Source organism: Salinicoccus jeotgali (assembly GCF_055379195.1).
This window is the reverse complement of record NZ_AP043830.1, coordinates 289,712-310,001: the sequence shown is the minus strand read 5'-3', so window position 1 is coordinate 310,001 and position 20,290 is coordinate 289,712. Positions and strand designations below refer to the sequence as shown.

The following is a 20,290-nucleotide window of genomic DNA, read 5'->3' as shown; positions in this document are numbered from 1 at the left end:
GAGCTCAGCTATTATTGCACAGTTCATCACCATATTCCCTTCAAACCCATGAAATAATCTTACTTTGCGTTGGTACGTAGAGAATACATTAAATTTTTCTGTGATTGTCGGGAAAATAATACCAAATTGTATTATAATATTCATCTGACTGCATTTTAGGAGGGAACAGCAATGACTGGAAAAACACACTTAGTCGGGGGCATCGCAGCAAGTCTTGCAGTATCTTATGGCATCAGCGAGAACCCTTTCATCATAGCCACAGCAGGTATAGTGGGCGCGTTATTGCCGGACATATGCCATAGCGGGAGTAAGATTGGCCGCCAGTTCCCATTCCTATCAAAACTCATCAATCTGCTGTTCGGGCATCGGACTGTCACACATAGCCTGCTATTCCTTGTTCTGATATCACTCATCACTGATCAGATTTTCTCGGGCGATCTTATAAAATACGGTCTTCTTGCTGGAATGATCAGCCATTACCTTCTTGATATGGCCACCCATAATGGCATTCGTTTGTTCTTCCCGTTGCCAATCATAATCCGCTTTCCCATCACTGTAAAGACAGGTGGGCGGATCGAGAAGTTTTTCCTCAGTATACTCACCCTCGTGTGCTGGTACTACATATTTAAATATATAGCATGGTTTTATCTATAGGTTGTTCCATTCTACTTGAGCCATCCCTTATCATGTGCTTTCGATATTGCTTCAATACGATTTTTTGTACCCATCTTATCCAATATGATTGATATATAGTTTCTGACCGTCCCATTCGAGAGATATAATTCCTTAGCGATCACTTTGGTGCTTTTTCCTTCTCTGAGACGTTGGATGATCTCCTTTTCTCTGTCAGTCAACGGATTGGAAGCTTCGAAAGCTATATCAATAAGTTCAGGAGAATATACCTTTTTCCCTTTCATAATCTGCCTTATTGATTGTGCCAGAGTCTCACTGGAGCTGTCCTTCAACAAGTAGCCGCTTACCTCCGCCTTCTTAGCCCTTTCAAAGTAGCCTGGCCGGGCAAACGTAGTAAGTATAATGACTTTACAATCTGCTTCCTGAAGCTGTTCTGCAGCATCGAGTCCTGTCATGACAGGCATTTCAATGTCCATCAAACAGATATCCGGCCTTTCCCGTTCAACTAGGCCCAATATTTCCTTGCCGTTTTCTGCTTGCCCCACTACTTCTACATCATCTTCCAAATCCAGTAATGCGCTAAGCGCACCCCTCAATAGATTTTGATCTTCAGCAATTACAATCCGGATCACGCTTGTTCCTCCTCAATCTGTTTCAATATCTTCGGTACCGTAATATTGATTTCAAATCCATCCATGTTATTGATTATCTGGAGATCACCGTTTACAAAGCCCAAACGTTCACGCATACCACTGATCCCGTGGCCTGCTTCGAAATTTTCTTCTTTACCCTCCCCATTGTCCATGACTTTGAGGAAAATATCTTTGTTGGTCTCAATGATCTCTATTGCACAAAAGTGCGCGCGGCTATGTTTGACAACGTTTGTGACCGCTTCTTTCAGGCACATGCTCAGCACATTCTCCACCAGTAAGGGAATGTGATCAAGTTCTCCATCAATATTGATGTCATAACTGATCTGCGCAGCATCCATGAGTTCTTTGACGTGGGTGACCTCTTCCGACAGTGCGACATTCTTCATATTGCTGATCATCTCACGCACTTCCTTCAATGCTTGCCTGGATGCCACTTGAATATCTGCCAACTCCTCCTTGGCAGCTTCCTGGTCCCTTGCCATTAACTTATGGGCCAGTTCACTCTTCAATCCGATCATGGATAATTTTTGACCAAGTGTATCATGGAGGTCTCGGGCAATTCTATGACGTTCTTCGACGATTGCTAGTTCAGCTATCTTGAGATTTGCATCTTCCAACTGAGACTCCAACTCTTCTTGTTTGAGCCTATTATATTGATTGATAGGAATGAGTGTGACTGCAAGCACTGTCATAATCAAGAATGGCAGATGGCTGAAAAGAAGGCTATAGTTATAGAAAAAACCTGTCACTATGGCTCCTGCTGTCGTTACGAGATGAATGACATACATTGAGACGAAGCCCGCCTTACTTTTTATATTGCCTACAAAAAACGCGATAAAAAGTGCGAAATATACATATCCATATAAAATCGTCATGACAATATTGATGAGTATTTCTATACTGAGCCCAATGTATACAAGCGGACCCTTGGTGTTGAATGTCAGCCAATATATCGTAAAGAAAAGCAATGTCATGACAATACCAAACACTATTTCCGCCAATAAGTTCGAACGGAATATAAAATAAAATGGGAGTATGCACAAAATAATCCATATATATAGACTGAGCCCTGTATTTCTTGGAAATATATGATACCAGTCACGCATGCTGATCCCCCTCATTTTATTCAAGTGTAACAGTTTTATCGGCATTATATATTAAAAAATCCCCCATGGTGGGGGATTGGTTTCTACTGGAGGCTCGTGCGGTTCTGCTTTAATCTCTCTTCGATTTCGCGGAAGCCGACAAAAGTCTTATTTTTTTCATCATACAGGCGGAACCGGATCGATTCAAGGCTGGACTTCAATGTGATGGTTGTCGCCTGGTGTAGAGGCGGTGTACTTTCATGTGCTTGCTCGAGATGATAGTTCGGCACCCTAGGAGCGAGGTGATGGACGTGGTGATAGCCGATGCTGCCCGTCATCCACTCCAACCAACGTGGCAGTTTATAATACGAGCTGCCATCGACTGCTGCTTTAACATAATCCCATTCGGATTCATTTTCAAAGTATGAATCTTCAAACTGGTGTTGGACATAGAAGAGCCAAATGCCCAGTGCACCTGCAAAATAGATGATTGGAAGTTGGACAAGCAGAAGGACGTGCCAGCCCAAAGTAAAACCAATCAACGTGTAAATGGCCAATAGGGAAACATTGATGAGATACGTGTTCATACGCTCTTTCTTCTTTGCTCCCTTACGGTTGAAGCGGTTCGCATAGAGGAACAGTGATAATGGGCCAAGCCCGAACATGACAAGCGGATTACGGTAGAGGCGATACTTGAGACGCTCACTTTTGCTTGCTTCCTTATATTCTTCAACGGTCATGACCCAGATATCACCAATACCACGCTTATCAAGGTTCCCACTGGTTGCATGGTGAATGGAATGTTCACGTTTCCATTTTTCATAAGCAAAATGTGTGATTACACCGGTGAACGTGCCCAATATACTGTTCCATTTCTTACTCTTAAAGAAAGATTGGTGTGCACAATCATGGAATATGATAAATGTTCTGATCATAAATCCAGCTGTTCCCAAGCTGAATAGAAGGCTGAGCCAGAAAGAAATGCTTAATGATTGATAGGCTAGGAACCACAATACAAAAAATGGCACGATTGTATTGAGGATCTGGATTATACTAGTCTTTGTCTGTGATTTTGCATAAGGCATAACCGCTTTTCTGAGTTGAGCTTGTTTTTCTTTAGTCATCCGTATACCTTCTTTCCCATTATTCTAGTTAAATTCATTTTATAATGGGAACAACCATATAAATAGAATCAGGTGTCAGCAAAAATATATGACATTTGTCATTGTTTTATAACTTTCTTCATTGGGAAGCTTTTTTGCGGAAGCATATAAAAATGGAGCATAACAATTTTTGCTATGCTCCATCTCCCTTAGATCCATGCATGACCTTATTCCTCTAGTGCTCTACACAATATATTTTCATCATGTGGGTTGTCCGTACTTTCAACTTGTATCGTAACATGTCCTATCCCTTCATCTATCAGCCTTTTTTCCAGATCATCAAGCAGTAACTGGCTCTCCGCTATAGTTTTTTTTCCATCTACTATCACGTGACAGGATAGGGCATGCTGGCCGCTTGTGATACTCCACACATGAAGATCATGGAGATTTAAGACCCTATCATCTTCTCTCAGGATTTTAATGATGTCAACGACATCTATATCAACCGGTGTGCCCTCCATCAGTACATGTATCGATGATCTCGTTACTTTCCAGCCACTGAAGAGAATCAGCACTGCGACAATCACACTTGCCAAGGGGTCTGCAACCCCCCATCCGAAGAACATGATCAGGAGTGCAGCTATGATTGCTCCGATTGAACCGAGGAGGTCTCCCATCACATGCATGAATGCGGCTCTGATATTAAGGTTCCCCTCAGTATCACCGCCCCTCATCATCAACCAAGCTACGACCAAATTGACCAATAAGCCAATGATGGCGACTATGAGCATACCCGTTGAAGCTACTTCCGGCGGATCTGTAAAACGCTGGTAGGCTTCAAAGAATATATATAAAGAAACGAGGATAAGTGTTACCCCATTGAAAATGGCTGCAAGTATTTCAAAACGCTTGTAGCCATAGGTTTTACTGTAATCTGCCGATTTACTGCCAAATCTGAATGCCAGCACTGCTACACCTAAGGAAATGGCATCACTCAGCATATGACCTGCGTCAGATAGCAGGGCAAGACTATTTGTCAAAAACCCTCCAATTGCTTCTACAATCATAAATCCTGCAATGATGAAGAAGCTAATCTGGAGCACTTTTTTATTGGCGTTATGGGTATGATCGTGCGCCATCAGCGCGCCTCCTTTAAAAAGAGCCCATGGATATCTAATCCATGGCCCCTCCAATTAACTAGTTATCATCCGTTTTGTATTGCATATAGACTGCTTGAGTCACCAGAAAATCTTCCATTCCATGCTTGCCGTCCGCACCTCCAAGGCCCGACTGACGCATTCCTGCATGATAACCCTGCACCGCTTCAAAGTTTTCACGGTTAACAAAAGTTTCGCCAAATTTCATTTCGTTGACTACACGCATAGCCTCATTCAAATCCTCTGTATAGACTGAAGACGAAAGGCCATATACTGTATCATTGGCTTTTTCAATCGCTTCATCCAGTGTATTGAACGTAGAGATGGGAATCACTGGACCGAATATTTCATCGCTCATTATATTTGACTGGTGGGTGACGTTAGTCAATATGGTCGGTTTATAAAAGAACCCTTCATCCGTCTCTGCAGGCTCGCCTCCTGTGACCACTTCAGCCCCGCTTTTGATTGCTTCCTGCACCATTTCATCTACAGTTTCGAGGCGCTCCTGGTTAACCAAAGGTCCAACTGAGATTTCTTTGTCTGTACGCGGATCACCGATTTTCTTAGATTCGAATATTTTCTTAGTTTTTCAGTCAACTCAGCGGCTACACTTTCATGTACATAAGCCCTCTCTGCGTTTGTACATGCCTGGCCATTGTTCGCAAGTCGTGATGCTGCTATATTTTCTGCTGCAAGGTCTAAATCTGCATTTTTCGTCACGATTGCTGGTGCCTTTCCACCTAACTCTAAATTGACTTTTGTGATATTCTGCGCAGCAGCTTCCATCACTTTTGCACCACCTGGAATGCTTCCTGTCATGGTCACCATATGGACCTTCTCGTGAGTAGCCAATGCATTGCCTATTTCAGAGCCGACGCCTGTCACAACATTATATACACCACTTGGTATATCTTCCATTTCATGTACAAGCTTTGTAAATTCCATTGTTGTATTAGGTGTATGCTGACTTGGTTTCACTACGATTGTACAACCGGTTACAAGAGCAGTAGCGACTTTTCTTGCCAAAATGAAAATCGGGAAGTTCCATGGTATGATGCCCGCCACGACGCCTATCGGCTTTTTATAGATGAAGATGTTCTCATTGGGGCGGTCACTTGGAACGATTTCCCCTTCAATCCTTCTCGCCCATTCAGACATATATCGGAAATAGTCTATGGCAAGGTCTACTTCTCCGCTTGCCAACTCATAATCTTTACCTTGCTCTTCTTGAAGAATATCGATAAATCTGTCCCTGTTTTTTTCGATCTCATCGCCTAGCCTGCGTACAATTTTACCGCGTTCAATGTTTGGAGTCATTTCCCACTGTTTCTGGGCATTGAATGCCGCTTCTACAGCTTTATCCACATCTTTTTCAGTACCTTTTGGTGTTTTAGAAATCTTTTCTTCTGTTGCCGGATTAATGATGTCGAGCCATTCATTACCGGATGATTCGACGTATTGTCCGTTAATATACAATTTATGTTCCTGCACAACAACGCCTCCTAGAAATGTTTATAACCATCTTCCCTTAACTGGAATGTCTTAAACTTTTCTAATAGTTGGCATGTCTATCGTCAATAGTCATTGATGGTCTGCTGTTTATTGAATTCTTCTTCGTCATCTCCTGTACCACATGCGGTCAACAGCATGAGTGTCATGCCGGCGGCCATCAATAGCTTGATTGCTTTCATGAAACTAACCTCCTCATCTGAACTCCATTTGTCCTCACTCATCTTTCTCCAGTTCAATGGCTACAGACAAACTTCTAAAACCATTCTAACAGTGGGACCGGACTGTGTCTAAACGTCGAATGTTTTGATTCGATTGATAAAAGCTCGATATATGAAAAAAGACTTCCGGGATCTGATCTGAACCCTACCAAGTTGACAGATGAAATAATATAAATGTTTCCCGCCTGAGAATGGAGATTCTCAGGCGTTTTTCTATGCCGCCAATGCCCTGAATTCCAGCGGACTCAATCCCTTGAATTTGTGTTGCGGTCTGTGGTGGTTGTAAAACTCAATATAGCGTGTAATGTCTTCTATAATTGTTTGATAATCCGCATAGTACTTCTGCTTGCGTCTGATGTGGAACCGTTCCGATTTGATTTTTCCCCAGAATGCTTCAATCGGGCCATTATCGATGCATCTTCCGACGCGGGACATGCTTTGTTGAATCTGCTGGGCATCCAGAATCTTTTTAAAGCCGTAGGAGGTGTACTGGAAGCCACGGTCACTGTGCACAAGCGGCGTTGCCTGCGGGTGCTTTTGAATCGCAGAAGTGAATGTATCAAAAACAAGCTGATTATTGTTTGAACGGCCGAATTTGTAGGCCACAATACTGTTGTCGTACAGATCGATGATCGCGCTCAAGTAGGCTTTCTCTCCGTTCAGCGCTTTGAATTCAGTCACATCGGTGAGCCATTTCTCATTCACATGGGCTGCGTGGAAATCTCTGTTCAATACGTTCTCAGCGACCTGTTGCGGTGTGTGGGGGACGTATTGTTTCTTTTTGATCCGGGTCACCGATTTCAAGCCCATCCGTGTCATCAGCCGATAGATGCGTTTCCTGTTATACCCCGTCCTCAAGGCTTTGTTGACCGCATGGCACATCTGACGATAGCCATAGATGCCGTCCGTTTCAACATAGATTTCGGCAATCGCACTGGCCACTGTGTCATTCTCTGCTTCAGCGTGTGGCACGGGGCGTTTCTGATATTGATAATACGCTTGTCTTGAGATGCCTGCCGTATGGCATAATTCAGAGATGGCATAGCCTTCATTATGCAACGTAGTGATGGCAGTGTGGAGCGTGTGACTGGGAACCCGGCTGTATTTTAATCCCTCTCGAGTTCCTCCAACTTTTTTAGCAGGGCGTTCTCCACCTCAAGCTTTCGTTTATCTGCTTTGAGCATGGAAATTTCTCTGTTCAAGCGGTCCGTCTCAGTGAGCTGGTCTTCTGATTTTCCTTTTCCGCGTCTGTCCTCAAGGCCGATTTCACCATATTCCTTGTATTTCACAATGATATTCCGGGCCTGCTGGTAACTCACCTCAAATCTTTCGGCAAGTTCACGATAACTGATATCCCCTGTGCATGATACTGCGCAATCTCAACCCGTTCTGCGTACGTTGTTTTCCGTCCCTTGGTCAATGGTGAAGCTCCCTCCCGCGTCGTTCTTATTTCTTCACCATTATTGTAACGTATAATCCAATTCCGAACAGTTGTTTTCGACGGTATGTCATATTTGTGTGCGAGTTCGTGAGTGGAGATCATTCCATTCATATATTCTTTTGCGACCATTTTTTTAAAGCCGCGGGTATATGTTCTATGCCTGTCCCGTTTCTTTAATCCCTCAGCACCATGCTTCTCATACTTTATCCGCCACTTTCTAAGTGTCTCAACAGACACCTGATGCTTTGTGGATATATGGCTTGGACTGATGCCTACCCTCAATTCCTGAATCATTTTCAGCTTTTCTTCAAATGAATAATATTTGTCAGTCATAAAAGAACCCCCTCCAGGTTTACAGATGTTTTATTTCATCTGTAAACCTGGAGGGGGTCAAATCAATTCCCCGGAAGTCTTTTTTCATGCTTTCCATTTCAAGAAGTTCGCATATTACACGAGTCCATCTCAATTTTTAGACCAATGCGACTCTTACTTCTCCTTCTTCTAACCTTACTTCAACGTTGCCTACCGCTTCCTCTTCCAGTATAAGATCTGTAAGTTGGTCCTCAACCATATCCTGGATGACCCTTCTTAATGGTCTTGCACCAAATCGTTTATCATATCCGAGCCGTGCCAGTTCATATTTCGCTTCATCCGTAATCGTGATTCCGATATCGTTGTCTTCGACGGCTTCCCGAAGTTCTGTCAACATGAGGTCGACTATCAGGAATAGGTCATCTTCAGAGAGTTCATTGAAGTTGATGATTGAATCGAAACGGTTCAGGAACTCAGGTTTAAAGTAGTCACTCAGATTCTCCAGTGTCGATACAGACTCATGTGCATCTGCATTGAATCCCACACTCGCTGTATTGACTCCTGTGCCTGCGTTACTTGTCATGATGATGACTGTATCCTTGAAACTGACCATACGACCGTGCGAATCTGTCAAATGACCATCTTCCATAATCTGCAGGAAAGTGTTCTGTACATCAGGATGTGCTTTTTCTATCTCATCTAAAAGGATGATGCTGTACGGGTTATGCCGCACTTTTTCAGTCAGTTGTCCAGCTTCCTCGTGGCCAACATAACCTGGAGGAGAACCGATGATTTTAGATACTGCATGCTTCTCCATGTACTCACTCATATCAAGGCGTATCATGGACTCTCGGGAACCGAACAGTTCCTCCGCCAATGCTTTAGTCAGTTCTGTCTTGCCGACCCCGGTCGGTCCGACGAAGAGGAAAGAGCCTATCGGACGGTATTTCGATTTCAAACCTGCCCTACTGCGACGTACTGCTTTCGCAACTTTTGCGACAGCTTCTTCCTGTCCAATGACTTTACTCGTCATCCTTTCTTCCAGATCACGCATCTTCTCTTGTTCATCTGTCTGCAACTTCGTTACAGGGATGCCAGTTTTCTCCTCAATTATCAACTGGATATCAGAGACATCAACGTCGATGGTCTTCTCTTCATCCTTAGCTTTCTCAAGCTGTTTCTCAAGTTGGATTTCGACATACTTCAAGTTTGCTGCTTTTTCATAATCTTCTCGTTCTGCCGCCTCGTTTTTTTCTTTCTCAATTTCATCGAGATGCTGTTGTATGGCATGCGCATCGTTTTCTGCATTTGCCAAGTTCAACCGTGAACCGACCTCATCCATCAGATCAATCGCCTTATCCGGCAAAAACCTGTCCTGGATATAGCGGTCAGAAAGTGATACAAAAGCATGAATCGCTTCGTCGGAATAACGTACTTCATGGAAATTTTCATAGCGATCCTTGATACCTTGAAGGATTTGTTCCGCTTCTTCCAATGTTGGTTCTTTCACTATAATCGGTTGTAAGCGACGCTCCAGAGCTGCATCTTTTTCGATCTGACGATATTCTTTTAACGTAGTCGCCCCAATGAGTTGCATTTCCCCACGGGCAAGTGCAGGTTTCAATATGTTTCCTGCATCCATCTGTGAGCTCTCTGCCGTACCCGCTCCAACCAATAGATGGATTTCATCAATAAATACAATGATGTCGTCCCTTTGCTGTATTTCTTCGATCAATTGCTTCATGCGCTCTTCAAATTGCCCACGGATACCCGTATTGGCTACAAGCGAGGCTACATCGAGTATATATATCTCTTTGCCTATCAATTTTGTCGGCACTGCACTTTCAGTAATTTTCAGTGCCAACCCTTCTGCGATGGCCGTCTTACCTACCCCTGGCTCACCAATTAATACCGGATTGTTTTTGTTCCGCCTATTTAATGTCTCGATCACACGCTTGACTTCTTGCTCGCGACCGATGACAGGATCAATTTCTCCTGCTCTGGCTGCTTCTGAAACGTTTTTGCCAAGCTGTTCTATTAGGCTGTCGTTACCTTCTTGACCCTGCTTGACGGTAGTACCTGTATGGCCAGACCCATTTCCTTCATAATATTCATCATTATGTCCTTCACCATTGAAAGGGAATCCAGACTGGAATCCATCAGAGTTCATCATCTGTTGTCTAATATCTCGGAAACATTGGTTGCATAAGTGCATCTGTACCTTTTTATTGTTAAGTTTCATTGCAACATTAACATTTGCATCATTTATTCCACAGTTTTGGCATTTCATGAATCATACCTCCTATATAATTGACTTTGACTAACTTTGACTATATAGATAGTATAAAGCCTTTCAATCATCATTTCAAAGAGTCTGCTTCAAAAATTATTTGAAGCCTTATGCGTTTGACTAACTTTGACTATATAAATATTATACATTGACCTTGTTTGACTTTCAAGTGATTAACCTTAAAAATCTGCATATAATTATAGGTGTCTACCATCGTTGAATCTTTAAAATAAAAACCCCTGCACCGGTACTAAAGCCCGGGTACAGGGGGTTGGAATATTGTTTTTCATTTACTGGCATTTTACAGGTGTATAGTGATGTCTCCATCCTCACGAAGCTTTTCAGCGAGTTTCTGGACCGCTTCACTTTCTTTTTGCGACTTGATCTGGGATTCCAGTTCAGGCTTAAGTTCTTCAAAAGATGGTAGTTCCTCCGCACCTTCCATTTGTTCACGCTGTTCTTTCGCATCATCATAAAGTGACTGTAATTCCTTCTCTGTCGGTTTGACCTCGCCCGTTTCTTCTGCAATCAGCTTATCTACTTTCACCTGAGTTTTAATTTGGGAGGTGATTTCCTCTTTAGACATGCCCTGCTCTTCTACGGCAGCATAGAAATCTTCTTTGGATTCCATGCCATTCTGCTTAACAAGGCCATCAAGCATATCATCCACTTCTTCATCGGAAGCTTTATAGTCACGTTCTTCTGCTTCTTGTACAAGTAACTTCTGACCGACCATTCCATCGGCTATCTGCTTTTTCAGTTCACCCTGGTCTACTTCTTCACCAGCCATCTGCTGCTGGATGGCAAGCTGTTGAAACTGTGCTGTATAAGTTTTTTCAAATTCATCTTTCTTCACTTCTTCTCCATTCACTTCTGCCACGACGTCCGGTACATCATCAAGCTCAGGTTCAGGCATTTCTGGCTGTTCGCCTTCTTGTCCCTTACTTGCTGTTTCTTCTTTCTTCGCATCATCATTCTTATCTTCAGCTGACTCTTCTCCTCCACATGCTGCCAAGGCAAGAATCAATGTGCCTAGAGTTAGAGCCATTAATATTTTTTTCATAATTATTTTAGAACTCCTTCCAATACTTACTGTCCGTCATTTTAACACACCATGAACTTAATTCCATTTCTTAAGGGAGGACATATCTGTTTATTTTTTGAAATGTGAACATTACATGAAGTAAATATAACTTTTTAACTCACCGAAAATATAAAATAATGCCCTTTATAGAAGTTTTTTAATCCATAAGGGCATCATTAAATGTTCTGCTTTCTATTCCACTGTCACTGATTTTGCGAGATTTCTCGGCTTGTCCACATCGTTGCCACGATGTAGCGCAGCATAATAGGCAATAAGCTGATATACCACTACCGAAACAAGGGGGGTCAACATCTCATGCACTTGCGGAATGACATAGGTGTCCTCCTCCTGATCCATTCCTTCCATGGATACCATGCATACTTTAGCCCCTCTTGCTTCAACTTCCTGGGCATTCCCACGGATATTCAAATTGACCCGTTCCTGTGTCGCTAAGGCAAACACCGGTGTATTCTCTTCAATCAATGCGATTGTGCCGTGCTTAAGCTCACCGCCAGCAAAACCTTCTGCTTGAATATAGGATATTTCCTTCAATTTCAAAGCGCCTTCGACACCGACATAATAATCCATAGTGCGGCCGATAAAGAAAGCATTTCTTGTTGTTTCAAGATATTCGTTGACGATCTGTTCGATTTCAGGCGCATCATCGATAACAGCTGTGATGGCTGTTGTAACTTTAGCGAGTTCACGCATCAGATTGATTTCAATGTCTTTGCCGAGTTCTCTTGCGGTTACTTGAGCCAGAATCGAGAGTACTGCAATTTGAGCCGTGTAGGCTTTTGTTGAAGCGACGGCGATTTCAGGGCCCGCATGCAATATAAGTGTTTCATCCGCTTCCCGGGCGAGGGTAGATCCGGGTACATTGGTCACAGTCAGGGATTTATGTCCCTGCTTTTTGACATCAACAAGTACTGCCCGGCTATCTGCTGTCTCACCTGATTGAGAAATGAAGATGAATAGTGGGTTTTCTGATAGAAGTGGCGTATTGTAGACGAATTCTGAAGCCACGTGCACTTCAGTCGGCATCCCCGCCCATTTCTCAAAGTACTCTTTGCCGATCAGACCAGCATGGTAACTTGTTCCGGCGGCTATGATGTATATACGGTCCGAACCTTTGAGTTGGTTTATCACTGCATCATCAATTTTAAGGTTTTCGTCCTGATCCTGATATTCCTGTATAATTTTGCGCATGGCTGCCGGCTGGTCATTGATTTCCTTAAGCATGAAATGATCGTAAGTCCCTTTTTCAACTTCGCTCTCATCGATCTCGGCTATGAAGGATTCTCTTTGAATTTCTTTACCCAAAGCATCCTTAATGATGATTTCATCTTTTTTCAGAAGGACAATCTCCTGATCCATCAATTCAACAAATTCATTTGTTTCCTTAAGCATTGCCATTGCATCAGAAGTGATGACATTAAAACCTTCGCCCTTACCGAGCAGAAGTGGGGATTTGTTCTTAGCTGAATAGATGACTTCCGGCTCCTCTTCATCCAGCAGACCAATGGCATATGATCCATGTAGAAGGTCCAAAGTTTTCGTGAAAGCTTCTTCAGTAGTCATTCCTTCCGCCGCGAACTTGGCGATGATCTCGACGATGATTTCAGAATCAGTGCTTGAAACCAATTCAACATCCGGGATGTAAGTTTCTCTAATCTGCTCATAATTTTCAATGACACCGTTATGAACTAATGTAAAACGTTTATCAGTGCTTTGGTGTGGGTGGGCGTTTTTGACGTTCGGTACACCGTGGGTGGCCCACCTTGTATGACCGATGCCTGCTGTCGAAGCGAAATCCATATCAACCTTTTCAGTCAAATCCTTAATTCTGCCCTTTTCTTTGAAGACTTTTACTTCCTGTTCATTCCTGACACCGATACCTGCGGAATCATAGCCGCGATACTCCATTTTTTCAAGACCGTTAAGCAATATATTCTTAACATCTTTGCTTCCTATATAACCAACAATTCCACACATAAAAAACATCCTTTCCGATTTGGTAGATCCATGCCAATGTTCTGTCCCGCCAGTCACCCGGCAGTTTTATCAATTGGCTTCACGAATACTTTAGTACCCGGGACAGCATCCGCCGATTTTCGATAACTGTCCTCCTCGTCAACAGGAAAACCTGTCCAGGCGCTATTCCGATTTCTTAAATTCTCTTTATTCTCCTTCACTGTCAGTGGTTTCATTCTAATGGAAATGCTTTCCTACCGCAATATAAACATAGATTAATGAATACCGTCTTCTCAAAAAACAGGCTTCCGGATTATTCATCCGGGAGCCTAAAATTTATTCGAGTCCCATTTCCTGTTGAACCACTTCAGCTATAGCATTGGCATAACTGCTTGATAGTTCTTCTGTTTCCGCTTCAGTCATTACCCGGACAAGTGGTTCTGTACCCGAAGCTCTGACAAGGACGCGACCATTGCCATTCATTTCCTTCTCAACTTCTTCAATCTTTTTAGACACTTTTTCATTTTTGACGACATTATATTTGTCTGAAACCCGGATATTCACCAATTCCTGAGGATACGTCTCAACTTGTTTTGCAAGTTGTCCCAGCGTCTTGCCGGAGGATTTGATGATCGCTGCGAGGTGGGCACCTGTCAAAAGCCCGTCGCCTGTTGTATTGTAGTCCATCATGATGATATGGCCGGATTGTTCGCCGCCGAGGCTATACCCTCCTGCTCTCATCTCTTCAACAACATATCTATCTCCGACTTTAGTCTTGTCACTTCTGAGCTTATGGGCTTCCAATGCTTTGTAGAAACCTAGATTACTCATGACTGTCGATACAACCATATCATCTTTCAGCATACCTTCTGATTTCATATGCTGAGCTAGGATGAACATGATCTTATCACCGTCTACAATATTACCCTTTTCATCCACTGCTATTATCCTATCGCCGTCCCCATCGAAAGCGAAACCGAAATCGCACCCTTCTTCTACAACAAGCTCTGCAAGTTTTTCAGGGTGAGTTGACCCGACGCCCGCATTTATATTCTTGCCGTCAGGGTTACAGCCGATGGTCACTGTATCTGCTTCCAAATCACCAAAAAGATAAGGTGCCAGGGAATACGTCGAACCATGTGCACCATCCAGGCCAATCTTCATGCCTTCGAGTTCGACATCTACTGTGGACTTCAGGTAACTTATATATTTTTGTCCACCTTCGTAATAATCCGATTTGCTGCCAAGTTCAGCACCTATCGGTCTTGGTAATGTATCTTTCTCTGTATCCAGAAGTTTTTCTATTTCAGCTTCCTGGTCGTCACTCAGTTTAAATCCATCGGATCCGAAGAATTTGATGCCGTTATCCCCTACAGGATTATGTGAAGCTGAAATCATGATGCCTGCGTCCGCATCCATCTCCTTGGTCAGATAAGCGACGCCTGGAGTCGAGATGACACCAAGTCGCATCACTTCTGCTCCAATTGATAAAAGTCCAGCCACGAGAGCGGATTCAAGCATTTCCCCTGAAATGCGTGTGTCGCGTCCTACCAATACGGTAGGGTTAGTGTTGTCATTTCCCGCTAATATATAGCCGCCAAATCTGCCAAGCTTAAACGCTAATTCGGGAGTAAGTTCAGTGTTTGCAACACCTCTGACTCCATCAGTTCCAAAATATTTACCCATCTCTTTCTCCTTTTTAATCCAAGATTTAACTGTTTTCCTCAACCTGTATTTTTGCTTGAAAAACTGCCGGTTCTGTGCGGTCCACATTTTCCGGCAGATCGATTTTCACATCTTGTGAAGTCGATTGGCTTAAGCCGTCTATATCAACATCTACATTCATTTCATCGATTCCTGATAATATGTCTTCTGAACCGAATACTTCTACCGTTTCATAATTGAGGTCTACATTTTTTAATGAATATCCCTTTTTTACTTGGCCATTCACCTCAAAGCTTACTGGTACTTCCTTGCTTCGTTCATCAACTTTAATTTCAACCCGGACACGTCCTGGATCTAGCTTGACGTCCAGTTTGTTGAATTGGGCATCAAATACGCTGACTTCAGCTTCTTCAACGCGATCTTCAGTGATTTTTGAATTATCACTTAAAGTGGCACGTACATATTGTATACGATTCATCTGACTTTCTCCACCCACGACCGTGATTGTTTCAGGCTCCACCGTAATTGATTTAAGTTCATGATCTGATCCTATACGACTGTCACTGACTTCTGCCTGCACTTCAAATGTTTTCGTTACAAGCTCCTGTATATCTACATTCGCTGATTGTGGGACTATTTCTGCCGTCACATTTTCTGGCAGACCTTCTATTGTAAAGTGTTCTTCATATTCCCCGATATCACGATTCCTCAAATCCAGATAGACAGTCAGATCCCGTGTGGTCTGGAGCCTTTTGATATTCGAAGCATTACCGAATAATTGTACATTGACTTGTTCAGGAGCACCTGACACATAATAATCTTCTTCTTCATAAAGTATTTCTACTGGGACATCCTCAATTATTTCCATATCTGCTGTATCGTTGTCCGCATTCAACAATTCATCAAATACATTATTGACCGACAAGAACATGAACAGTGCCAATGCCAAGGCGACAAATCTGAGCCCCCATTTACTTTCTAGCAAACAAACCGCCTCCTTCCTTCACAGGTGGAAGTATGTTCCAATGTGTCTTCAGCAGGTCATCCAGCTCTTCAAGTGTAATTTCCTTAGTCAGGCTGCTATCGTATGAAACAGAAATGTTTCCTGTCTCTTCTGACACAACCACTGTGAAGGCATCAGTCACTTCCGATATCCCTACCGCGGCACGGTGCCTCGTACCAAGATTCTTAGCTATTTTGTTGCTGTCGGATAATGGAAGATAACTCGCTGCCGTAGCTATCTGGTCCCCTTGGATAATCATTGCCCCGTCATGCAGTGGGGTGTTTGGTATGAATATATTGATCAGCAGTTCTGAACTTATATTTCCATTTATGGGTATGCCTGTTTCTATATAATCCTTCAACCCAGTTTCCCTTTCAAAAACAATCAGTGCCCCGATGCGCCGCTTAGCCATATAACGCACTGATTTCACCATTGCTTCCCTAAGTTTATCGTGTTCCGATGTAGCACTTCCATTGCCATTCTTACGGAACAGGCTGCCCCGCCCAAGCTGCTCCAGGGCACGCCTTAATTCAGGCTGGAAGATTACGATTATTGCCAGGAAACCCCATTCTAAAACTGTATCGAACATCTGAGTGGTCGTGGTAAGATCAAAATAGTTACTTATCGACCGGCCGATGAGAATGAAGAATATACCTTTGATCAGCTGAATTGCTTTTGTACCTTTCATCACTGTCATCAAAAGGTAAATGACATACCATACGATCAGCAGATCGACAATACTTGTAATTATAGTAGCTGTTGTGAAATTCCCTAAAACACTGTCCATCTGCATAATATGTCCCTCACTTAATCATTCATATACTGTCGAATTCTTTTTCCAATTCGTCATGGATTAAAGAAAGTACTCCATCATTTCTCACAGTCGGGATATCAGATTTGATATCATCAAAAAGTGCTGCGGCACTTCCAAAGTCCCCTTTTTTAAAAGTGGCGTAACACATCAATAATTTTGCCTCTGGACTGTTTATGTTCTCCACTCTTTTTTGAAGCAGTTCATAATTACCAGTCATCGCAAAATTCTTTCCTTCAATTATAGCGAGCTCATCTGGTTTGTATTGGATTTGAAGCATCCTGGACTGCTTTTCCACTCTTTTAAGCATCCTGAGTGATGTAAGATATTCTCCGCATCTCTGATAACAATCGGCCACAGCGAACATGATGCGAATCACTCCGAAATTCTGATCGGAAAATCGGAGGATCGTGAATAAAGTATCTTCCAACAAATCTAGGGCGGCCTCCACCCTACTTTCTTCGACCATCAACTCCACTTTGAGGAGAATCGCATCAATGTAGGTTTGATTGAAGGAGACAGATGAGAGAAGTTTTACGGCCTGATCGATATGTACATTAAGATTCTGTCCGTCTCCAATATGCCTATAATACTTAGCATATAATAAATGGATCCTGCCATTATCCGGTGCTGGGACTTCATCCACCTTCTGATATTCTTTATCGATGAAATATTCAAACGAGGTATAGTCGCCCTGATCCACCTTCTGTTCATAATAAGAGATTTCGCGCAGTATTTCTACATCATTATACCGGAAATGGGAAACTTCCTGCATAAAATCATTGACTGAACAGTTCAACCGCTCACTCAGCTTAATCAAAACGTTTGTGGAAGGATGGACACTGCCCTTTTCAATAAGACTTAAATAGGTTCTGGAAATGATTCCCTCAGCCAATTCTTCTTGAGTCAGATTATTATTGTTGCGGATTTCCTTAATACGCTGTCCTATCATAAAGGCGCCCCCTCCACTTACTTAACAATTCCATCATATCAAATTGCCCTTTATGCAACAAATGTTACAAGTGTTATCAGTCAAATAAATGGATGTTTATTCCGTTGACATAACAATTTCACTTAATCATACTATAAACATACATTATAAGGGGTGTTAAATGTGAAAAAACTGCTTGTAATAGATAATCTTGCTCAATTAAAAAGTGTCAGTGATCCATTTCGCATCCAACTCCTCACAATGCTTGGAGAAAAACCAAAGACAGGACAGATGCTTGCTGATGAACTTGAGATTCCTCGTGCAAAAATTCATTACCATTTGAATGAACTGCTCAAAAATGGAATTATCCATGTTGTGAAGACAGAAGAGAAGAATAGTATTGTACAGAAGTTTTATGAACCCATCGCTAAAAAAGTAGTCCCTAATATAGATCTTCTTAAATATAGTTCAGATGAAAAGAAGAAGGATAGCATGTCCTATAACTTAAGAATTAAAGAAGATGATCTTAAATCCTTTAAAAAAGAGCTGAAAAAGTTCGTTAAAGATAGCTCAGTAAAAAAAGATACAAAAAACTCAAAAGACTACAAGGTCCAGATCATGCCCATAGGAGAAGAGTGAATACGGATTAAAAAACCTGTACCGGAATGAAGTGAAGCCCAAAATTGAACGTTTTGGATTCGCCTCAACACGGCTACAGGTTTTTTATCAATTAAAGTTGCTTTTTTCCAAATAGGCTTTCTGCAATCTTCACTGCTTTCTCTGCTGTTTTATTCTTCTCATCAAGTAGAGGGTTCACTTCCACCAAATCCATTGAGGTTATTCTCTCACTCTCATTCAGCATCTCCATAGCGAGCTGTGACTCAGAGAGCGATAATCCTCCATCTACTGGAGTACCCGTGCCCGGTGTTTCCAGTGGATCCAAGGCATCTACATCGACTGATAGGTGAATGCCATCTGTGCGTCCCTCCAAATGGACCAGAGCTTCCTTCATAACATTTTCTATGCCTTTAGCTCTGATGTCACCCATTGTAAATGTCAATATATCATTCTCTTTAATATATAATTTTTCACCTTCATCCAGATCTCTCATACCTATAAGCACTACATTTTGCGGTTTTACCTTTATACCCCGATTGTAGAGATTGACCAAATCCTCGTCTCCCACTCCGCATGATATACCCAATGGCATCCCGTGGATGTTACCAGAAGGTGATGTACGGCTATCATTGAGGTCACCGTGCGCATCGTACCAAATGACTCCCAAATCTTCATAGTGCTTGCTTATGCCTGCTAAAGAACCAATCGATAAAGAATGATCTCCTCCAAGTATCAAAGGAAAATGTCCTGAAGAAACTGTGTTGTCAACTTCAGCCGCAAGCTCAAGGCTGAAATCCATCACCTCTTTATAATTTAATAGATTCGTTTCATTCTTAACAGAATGATTGGAAGCATTAACCCGATACTTGCTTCGTATATCCCCCGCGTCAGTAACAGTGTAACCTAACGAATAGAGCGCTTTATCAAGACCTGCATATCGTATTGCGTCCGGCCCAAGATCTACTCCCAACCTTGGTTGTCCGAATGTTGTCGCTGCACCGATAATATGTATATTCTGATTCATAACTATCCCCTTTTCAGTTAATTCTCACAACATACATAATATACAACATCGGATTTTTATGCAAATATAAATAATATTCCGCATAAAACATAAAAAAAAAAGACACTTTCGATTAGAAAGTGTCTTAATGATGAGCCATAGAGGATTCGAACCTCTGACCCTCTGATTAAAAGTCAGATGCTCTACCAACTGAGCTAATGGCTCATGGCTGGGCTGACAGGATTCGAACCTGTGCATGACGGTACCAAAAACCGTTGCCTTACCGCTTGGCGACAGCCCAATAATGAAATGGAGGAGGGCAGATTCGAACTGCCGAACCCGAAGGAGCGGATTTACAGTCCGCCGCGTTTAGCCACTTCGCTACTCCTCCGTAATGGAGAATGACGGGTTCGAACCGCCGACCCTCTGCTTGTAAGGCAGATGCTCTCCCAGCTGAGCTAATTCTCCTGAAGATAAATGACCCGTACGGGACTCGAACCCGTGTTACCGCCGTGAAAGGGCGGTGTCTTAACCGCTTGACCAACGGGCCAGAATAAATTTTATTTAAAACAAAAAAATGGCTCCACAGGTAGGATTCGAACCTACGACCGATCGGTTAACAGCCGATAGCTCTACCACTGAGCTACTGTGGATCAATCTATAAATTGCCCGGCGGCGTCCTACTCTCACGGGACGTCAGTCCAACTACCATCGGCGCTGGAGAGCTTAACTGCTGTGTTCGGCATGGGAACAGGTGGGGCCTCTCCGCGATTGCCACCGGACAATATGGCATGCTT

Annotated in this window: 17 protein-coding genes, 6 tRNA genes, 1 rRNA gene and 1 pseudogene; 2 read left to right on the top strand and 23 right to left on the bottom strand. The window is 42.7% G+C overall.

Annotation, left to right across the window (positions count from 1 at the left end; translation table 11 throughout):
* Window positions 1-171 precede the first annotated feature (171 nt).
* Window positions 172-654, top strand: coding sequence for a metal-dependent hydrolase (locus ACZ43I_RS01545; RefSeq protein ID WP_344703323.1), 483 nt, complete (start codon window positions 172-174; stop codon window positions 652-654).
* A gap of 11 nt (window positions 655-665) precedes the next feature.
* On the opposite strand, the gene ACZ43I_RS01540 is transcribed toward ACZ43I_RS01545, so the two are convergent.
* The 15 genes and pseudogenes from ACZ43I_RS01540 to ACZ43I_RS01470 all read right to left on the bottom strand — a co-directional run bounded on the left by ACZ43I_RS01540 (window position 666) and on the right by ACZ43I_RS01470 (window position 17,893).
* Window positions 666-1,265 (bottom strand): response regulator transcription factor, encoded by a 600-nt coding sequence (locus ACZ43I_RS01540; protein ID WP_344703320.1) that lies wholly within the window; start codon window positions 1,263-1,265, stop codon window positions 666-668.
* Entirely contained in the window at window positions 1,262-2,392 is a 1,131-nt protein-coding gene (locus ACZ43I_RS01535) for a sensor histidine kinase (RefSeq protein ID WP_344703319.1), read from the bottom strand. Before ACZ43I_RS01535 ends, ACZ43I_RS01540 begins: the two co-directional genes overlap by 4 nt.
* 83 nt (window positions 2,393-2,475) lie before the next feature.
* Window positions 2,476-3,495: a Delta(5) desaturase DesA gene (desA, locus tag ACZ43I_RS01530; protein ID WP_344703318.1), complete on the bottom strand. Its 1,020-nt coding sequence runs from the start codon at window positions 3,493-3,495 to the stop codon at window positions 2,476-2,478.
* A 206-nt stretch (window positions 3,496-3,701) separates the two neighbouring features.
* Window positions 3,702-4,613: a cation diffusion facilitator family transporter gene (locus ACZ43I_RS01525; protein ID WP_344703317.1), complete on the bottom strand. Its 912-nt coding sequence runs from the start codon at window positions 4,611-4,613 to the stop codon at window positions 3,702-3,704.
* A gap of 58 nt (window positions 4,614-4,671) precedes the next feature.
* Window positions 4,672-6,122, bottom strand: a pseudogene (gene aldA, locus ACZ43I_RS01520) (aldehyde dehydrogenase).
* A gap of 452 nt (window positions 6,123-6,574) precedes the next feature.
* Window positions 6,575-7,420: an IS3 family transposase gene (locus ACZ43I_RS01515; protein ID WP_464761327.1), complete on the bottom strand. Its 846-nt coding sequence runs from the start codon at window positions 7,418-7,420 to the stop codon at window positions 6,575-6,577.
* 47 nt (window positions 7,421-7,467) lie between these two features.
* The gene (locus ACZ43I_RS01510; RefSeq protein WP_464761765.1) at window positions 7,468-7,650 is read right to left on the bottom strand and encodes a hypothetical protein; all 183 of its coding nucleotides are present in this window, start codon (window positions 7,648-7,650) and stop codon (window positions 7,468-7,470) included.
* A 26-nt stretch (window positions 7,651-7,676) separates the two neighbouring features.
* Entirely contained in the window at window positions 7,677-8,135 is a 459-nt protein-coding gene (locus ACZ43I_RS01505; RefSeq protein ID WP_464761680.1) for a transposase, read from the bottom strand.
* A gap of 136 nt (window positions 8,136-8,271) precedes the next feature.
* A complete protein-coding gene (locus ACZ43I_RS01500; RefSeq protein WP_344703299.1) occupies window positions 8,272-10,404 on the bottom strand; it encodes an ATP-dependent Clp protease ATP-binding subunit in 2,133 nt (710 codons plus the stop codon).
* A 301-nt stretch (window positions 10,405-10,705) separates the two neighbouring features.
* Window positions 10,706-11,467 carry a SurA N-terminal domain-containing protein gene (locus tag ACZ43I_RS01495; RefSeq protein WP_344703298.1) on the bottom strand — a complete coding sequence of 254 codons (762 nt, stop codon included), beginning with the start codon at window positions 11,465-11,467 and terminating at the stop codon, window positions 10,706-10,708.
* A 213-nt stretch (window positions 11,468-11,680) separates the two neighbouring features.
* On the bottom strand, window positions 11,681-13,483 hold the full coding sequence (glmS, locus tag ACZ43I_RS01490) for a glutamine--fructose-6-phosphate transaminase (isomerizing) (RefSeq protein ID WP_344703295.1): 1,803 nt from the start codon (window positions 13,481-13,483) through the stop codon (window positions 11,681-11,683).
* A gap of 315 nt (window positions 13,484-13,798) precedes the next feature.
* A complete protein-coding gene (gene glmM, locus ACZ43I_RS01485) occupies window positions 13,799-15,148 on the bottom strand; it encodes a phosphoglucosamine mutase (RefSeq protein ID WP_344703293.1) in 1,350 nt (449 codons plus the stop codon).
* A 25-nt stretch (window positions 15,149-15,173) separates the two neighbouring features.
* Entirely contained in the window at window positions 15,174-16,112 is a 939-nt protein-coding gene (locus tag ACZ43I_RS01480) for a CdaR family protein (protein ID WP_344703291.1), read from the bottom strand.
* Window positions 16,099-16,923 carry a diadenylate cyclase CdaA gene (cdaA, locus tag ACZ43I_RS01475; protein WP_344703288.1) on the bottom strand — a complete coding sequence of 275 codons (825 nt, stop codon included), beginning with the start codon at window positions 16,921-16,923 and terminating at the stop codon, window positions 16,099-16,101. Before cdaA ends, ACZ43I_RS01480 begins: the two co-directional genes overlap by 14 nt.
* A gap of 22 nt (window positions 16,924-16,945) precedes the next feature.
* Window positions 16,946-17,893 carry a helix-turn-helix domain-containing protein gene (locus tag ACZ43I_RS01470; RefSeq protein ID WP_344703286.1) on the bottom strand — a complete coding sequence of 316 codons (948 nt, stop codon included), beginning with the start codon at window positions 17,891-17,893 and terminating at the stop codon, window positions 16,946-16,948.
* 162 nt (window positions 17,894-18,055) lie between these two features.
* Here ACZ43I_RS01470 and ACZ43I_RS01465 point away from each other — a divergent pair, with 162 nt between their 5' ends.
* Window positions 18,056-18,511: an ArsR/SmtB family transcription factor gene (locus ACZ43I_RS01465; RefSeq protein WP_344703284.1), complete on the top strand. Its 456-nt coding sequence runs from the start codon at window positions 18,056-18,058 to the stop codon at window positions 18,509-18,511.
* 91 nt (window positions 18,512-18,602) lie between these two features.
* Here the strand turns inward: ACZ43I_RS01465 and rocF are convergent, their stop codons facing one another.
* The 8 genes from rocF to rrf all read right to left on the bottom strand — a co-directional run bounded on the left by rocF (window position 18,603) and on the right by rrf (window position 20,275).
* Complete coding sequence (rocF, locus tag ACZ43I_RS01460) at window positions 18,603-19,514, bottom strand: arginase (protein ID WP_344703282.1); 912 nt, start codon at window positions 19,512-19,514, stop codon at window positions 18,603-18,605.
* A gap of 131 nt (window positions 19,515-19,645) precedes the next feature.
* Window positions 19,646-19,718: transfer RNA gene (locus ACZ43I_RS01455), tRNA-Lys, on the bottom strand.
* Between the two features lies 1 nt (window position 19,719).
* A tRNA-Gln gene (locus tag ACZ43I_RS01450) sits at window positions 19,720-19,794 on the bottom strand.
* 9 nt (window positions 19,795-19,803) lie between these two features.
* Window positions 19,804-19,884, bottom strand: a tRNA-Tyr gene (locus ACZ43I_RS01445).
* 4 nt (window positions 19,885-19,888) lie between these two features.
* Window positions 19,889-19,961 (bottom strand) — tRNA-Val (locus ACZ43I_RS01440).
* Window positions 19,962-19,971: 10 nt separating this feature from the next.
* Window positions 19,972-20,043 (bottom strand) — tRNA-Glu (locus ACZ43I_RS01435).
* 28 nt (window positions 20,044-20,071) lie between these two features.
* Window positions 20,072-20,146, bottom strand: a tRNA-Asn gene (locus ACZ43I_RS01430).
* Between the two features lie 14 nt (window positions 20,147-20,160).
* Window positions 20,161-20,275, bottom strand: a 5S ribosomal RNA gene (rrf, locus tag ACZ43I_RS01425).
* Window positions 20,276-20,290: the final 15 nt, after the last annotated feature.

Bases quoted from the DNA above. Each gene is read 5' to 3' on its own strand.
- ACZ43I_RS01545 (WP_344703323.1), top strand. From the start codon at position 172: ATGACTGGAAAAACACACTTAGTCGGGGGCATCGCAGCAAGTCTTGCA.
- ACZ43I_RS01470 (WP_344703286.1), bottom strand. From the start codon at position 17,893: ATGATAGGACAGCGTATTAAGGAAATCCGCAACAATAATAATCTGACT.
- ACZ43I_RS01495 (WP_344703298.1), bottom strand. From the start codon at position 11,467: ATGAAAAAAATATTAATGGCTCTAACTCTAGGCACATTGATTCTTGCC.
- ACZ43I_RS01500 (WP_344703299.1), bottom strand. From the start codon at position 10,404: ATGAAATGCCAAAACTGTGGAATAAATGATGCAAATGTTAATGTTGCA.
- rocF (WP_344703282.1), bottom strand. From the start codon at position 19,514: ATGAATCAGAATATACATATTATCGGTGCAGCGACAACATTCGGACAA.
- ACZ43I_RS01505 (WP_464761680.1), bottom strand. From the start codon at position 8,135: ATGACTGACAAATATTATTCATTTGAAGAAAAGCTGAAAATGATTCAG.
- glmM (WP_344703293.1), bottom strand. From the start codon at position 15,148: ATGGGTAAATATTTTGGAACTGATGGAGTCAGAGGTGTTGCAAACACT.
- desA (WP_344703318.1), bottom strand. From the start codon at position 3,495: ATGACTAAAGAAAAACAAGCTCAACTCAGAAAAGCGGTTATGCCTTAT.
- glmS (WP_344703295.1), bottom strand. From the start codon at position 13,483: ATGTGTGGAATTGTTGGTTATATAGGAAGCAAAGATGTTAAGAATATA.
- cdaA (WP_344703288.1), bottom strand. From the start codon at position 16,923: ATGCAGATGGACAGTGTTTTAGGGAATTTCACAACAGCTACTATAATT.
- ACZ43I_RS01535 (WP_344703319.1), bottom strand. From the start codon at position 2,392: ATGCGTGACTGGTATCATATATTTCCAAGAAATACAGGGCTCAGTCTA.
- ACZ43I_RS01525 (WP_344703317.1), bottom strand. From the start codon at position 4,613: ATGGCGCACGATCATACCCATAACGCCAATAAAAAAGTGCTCCAGATT.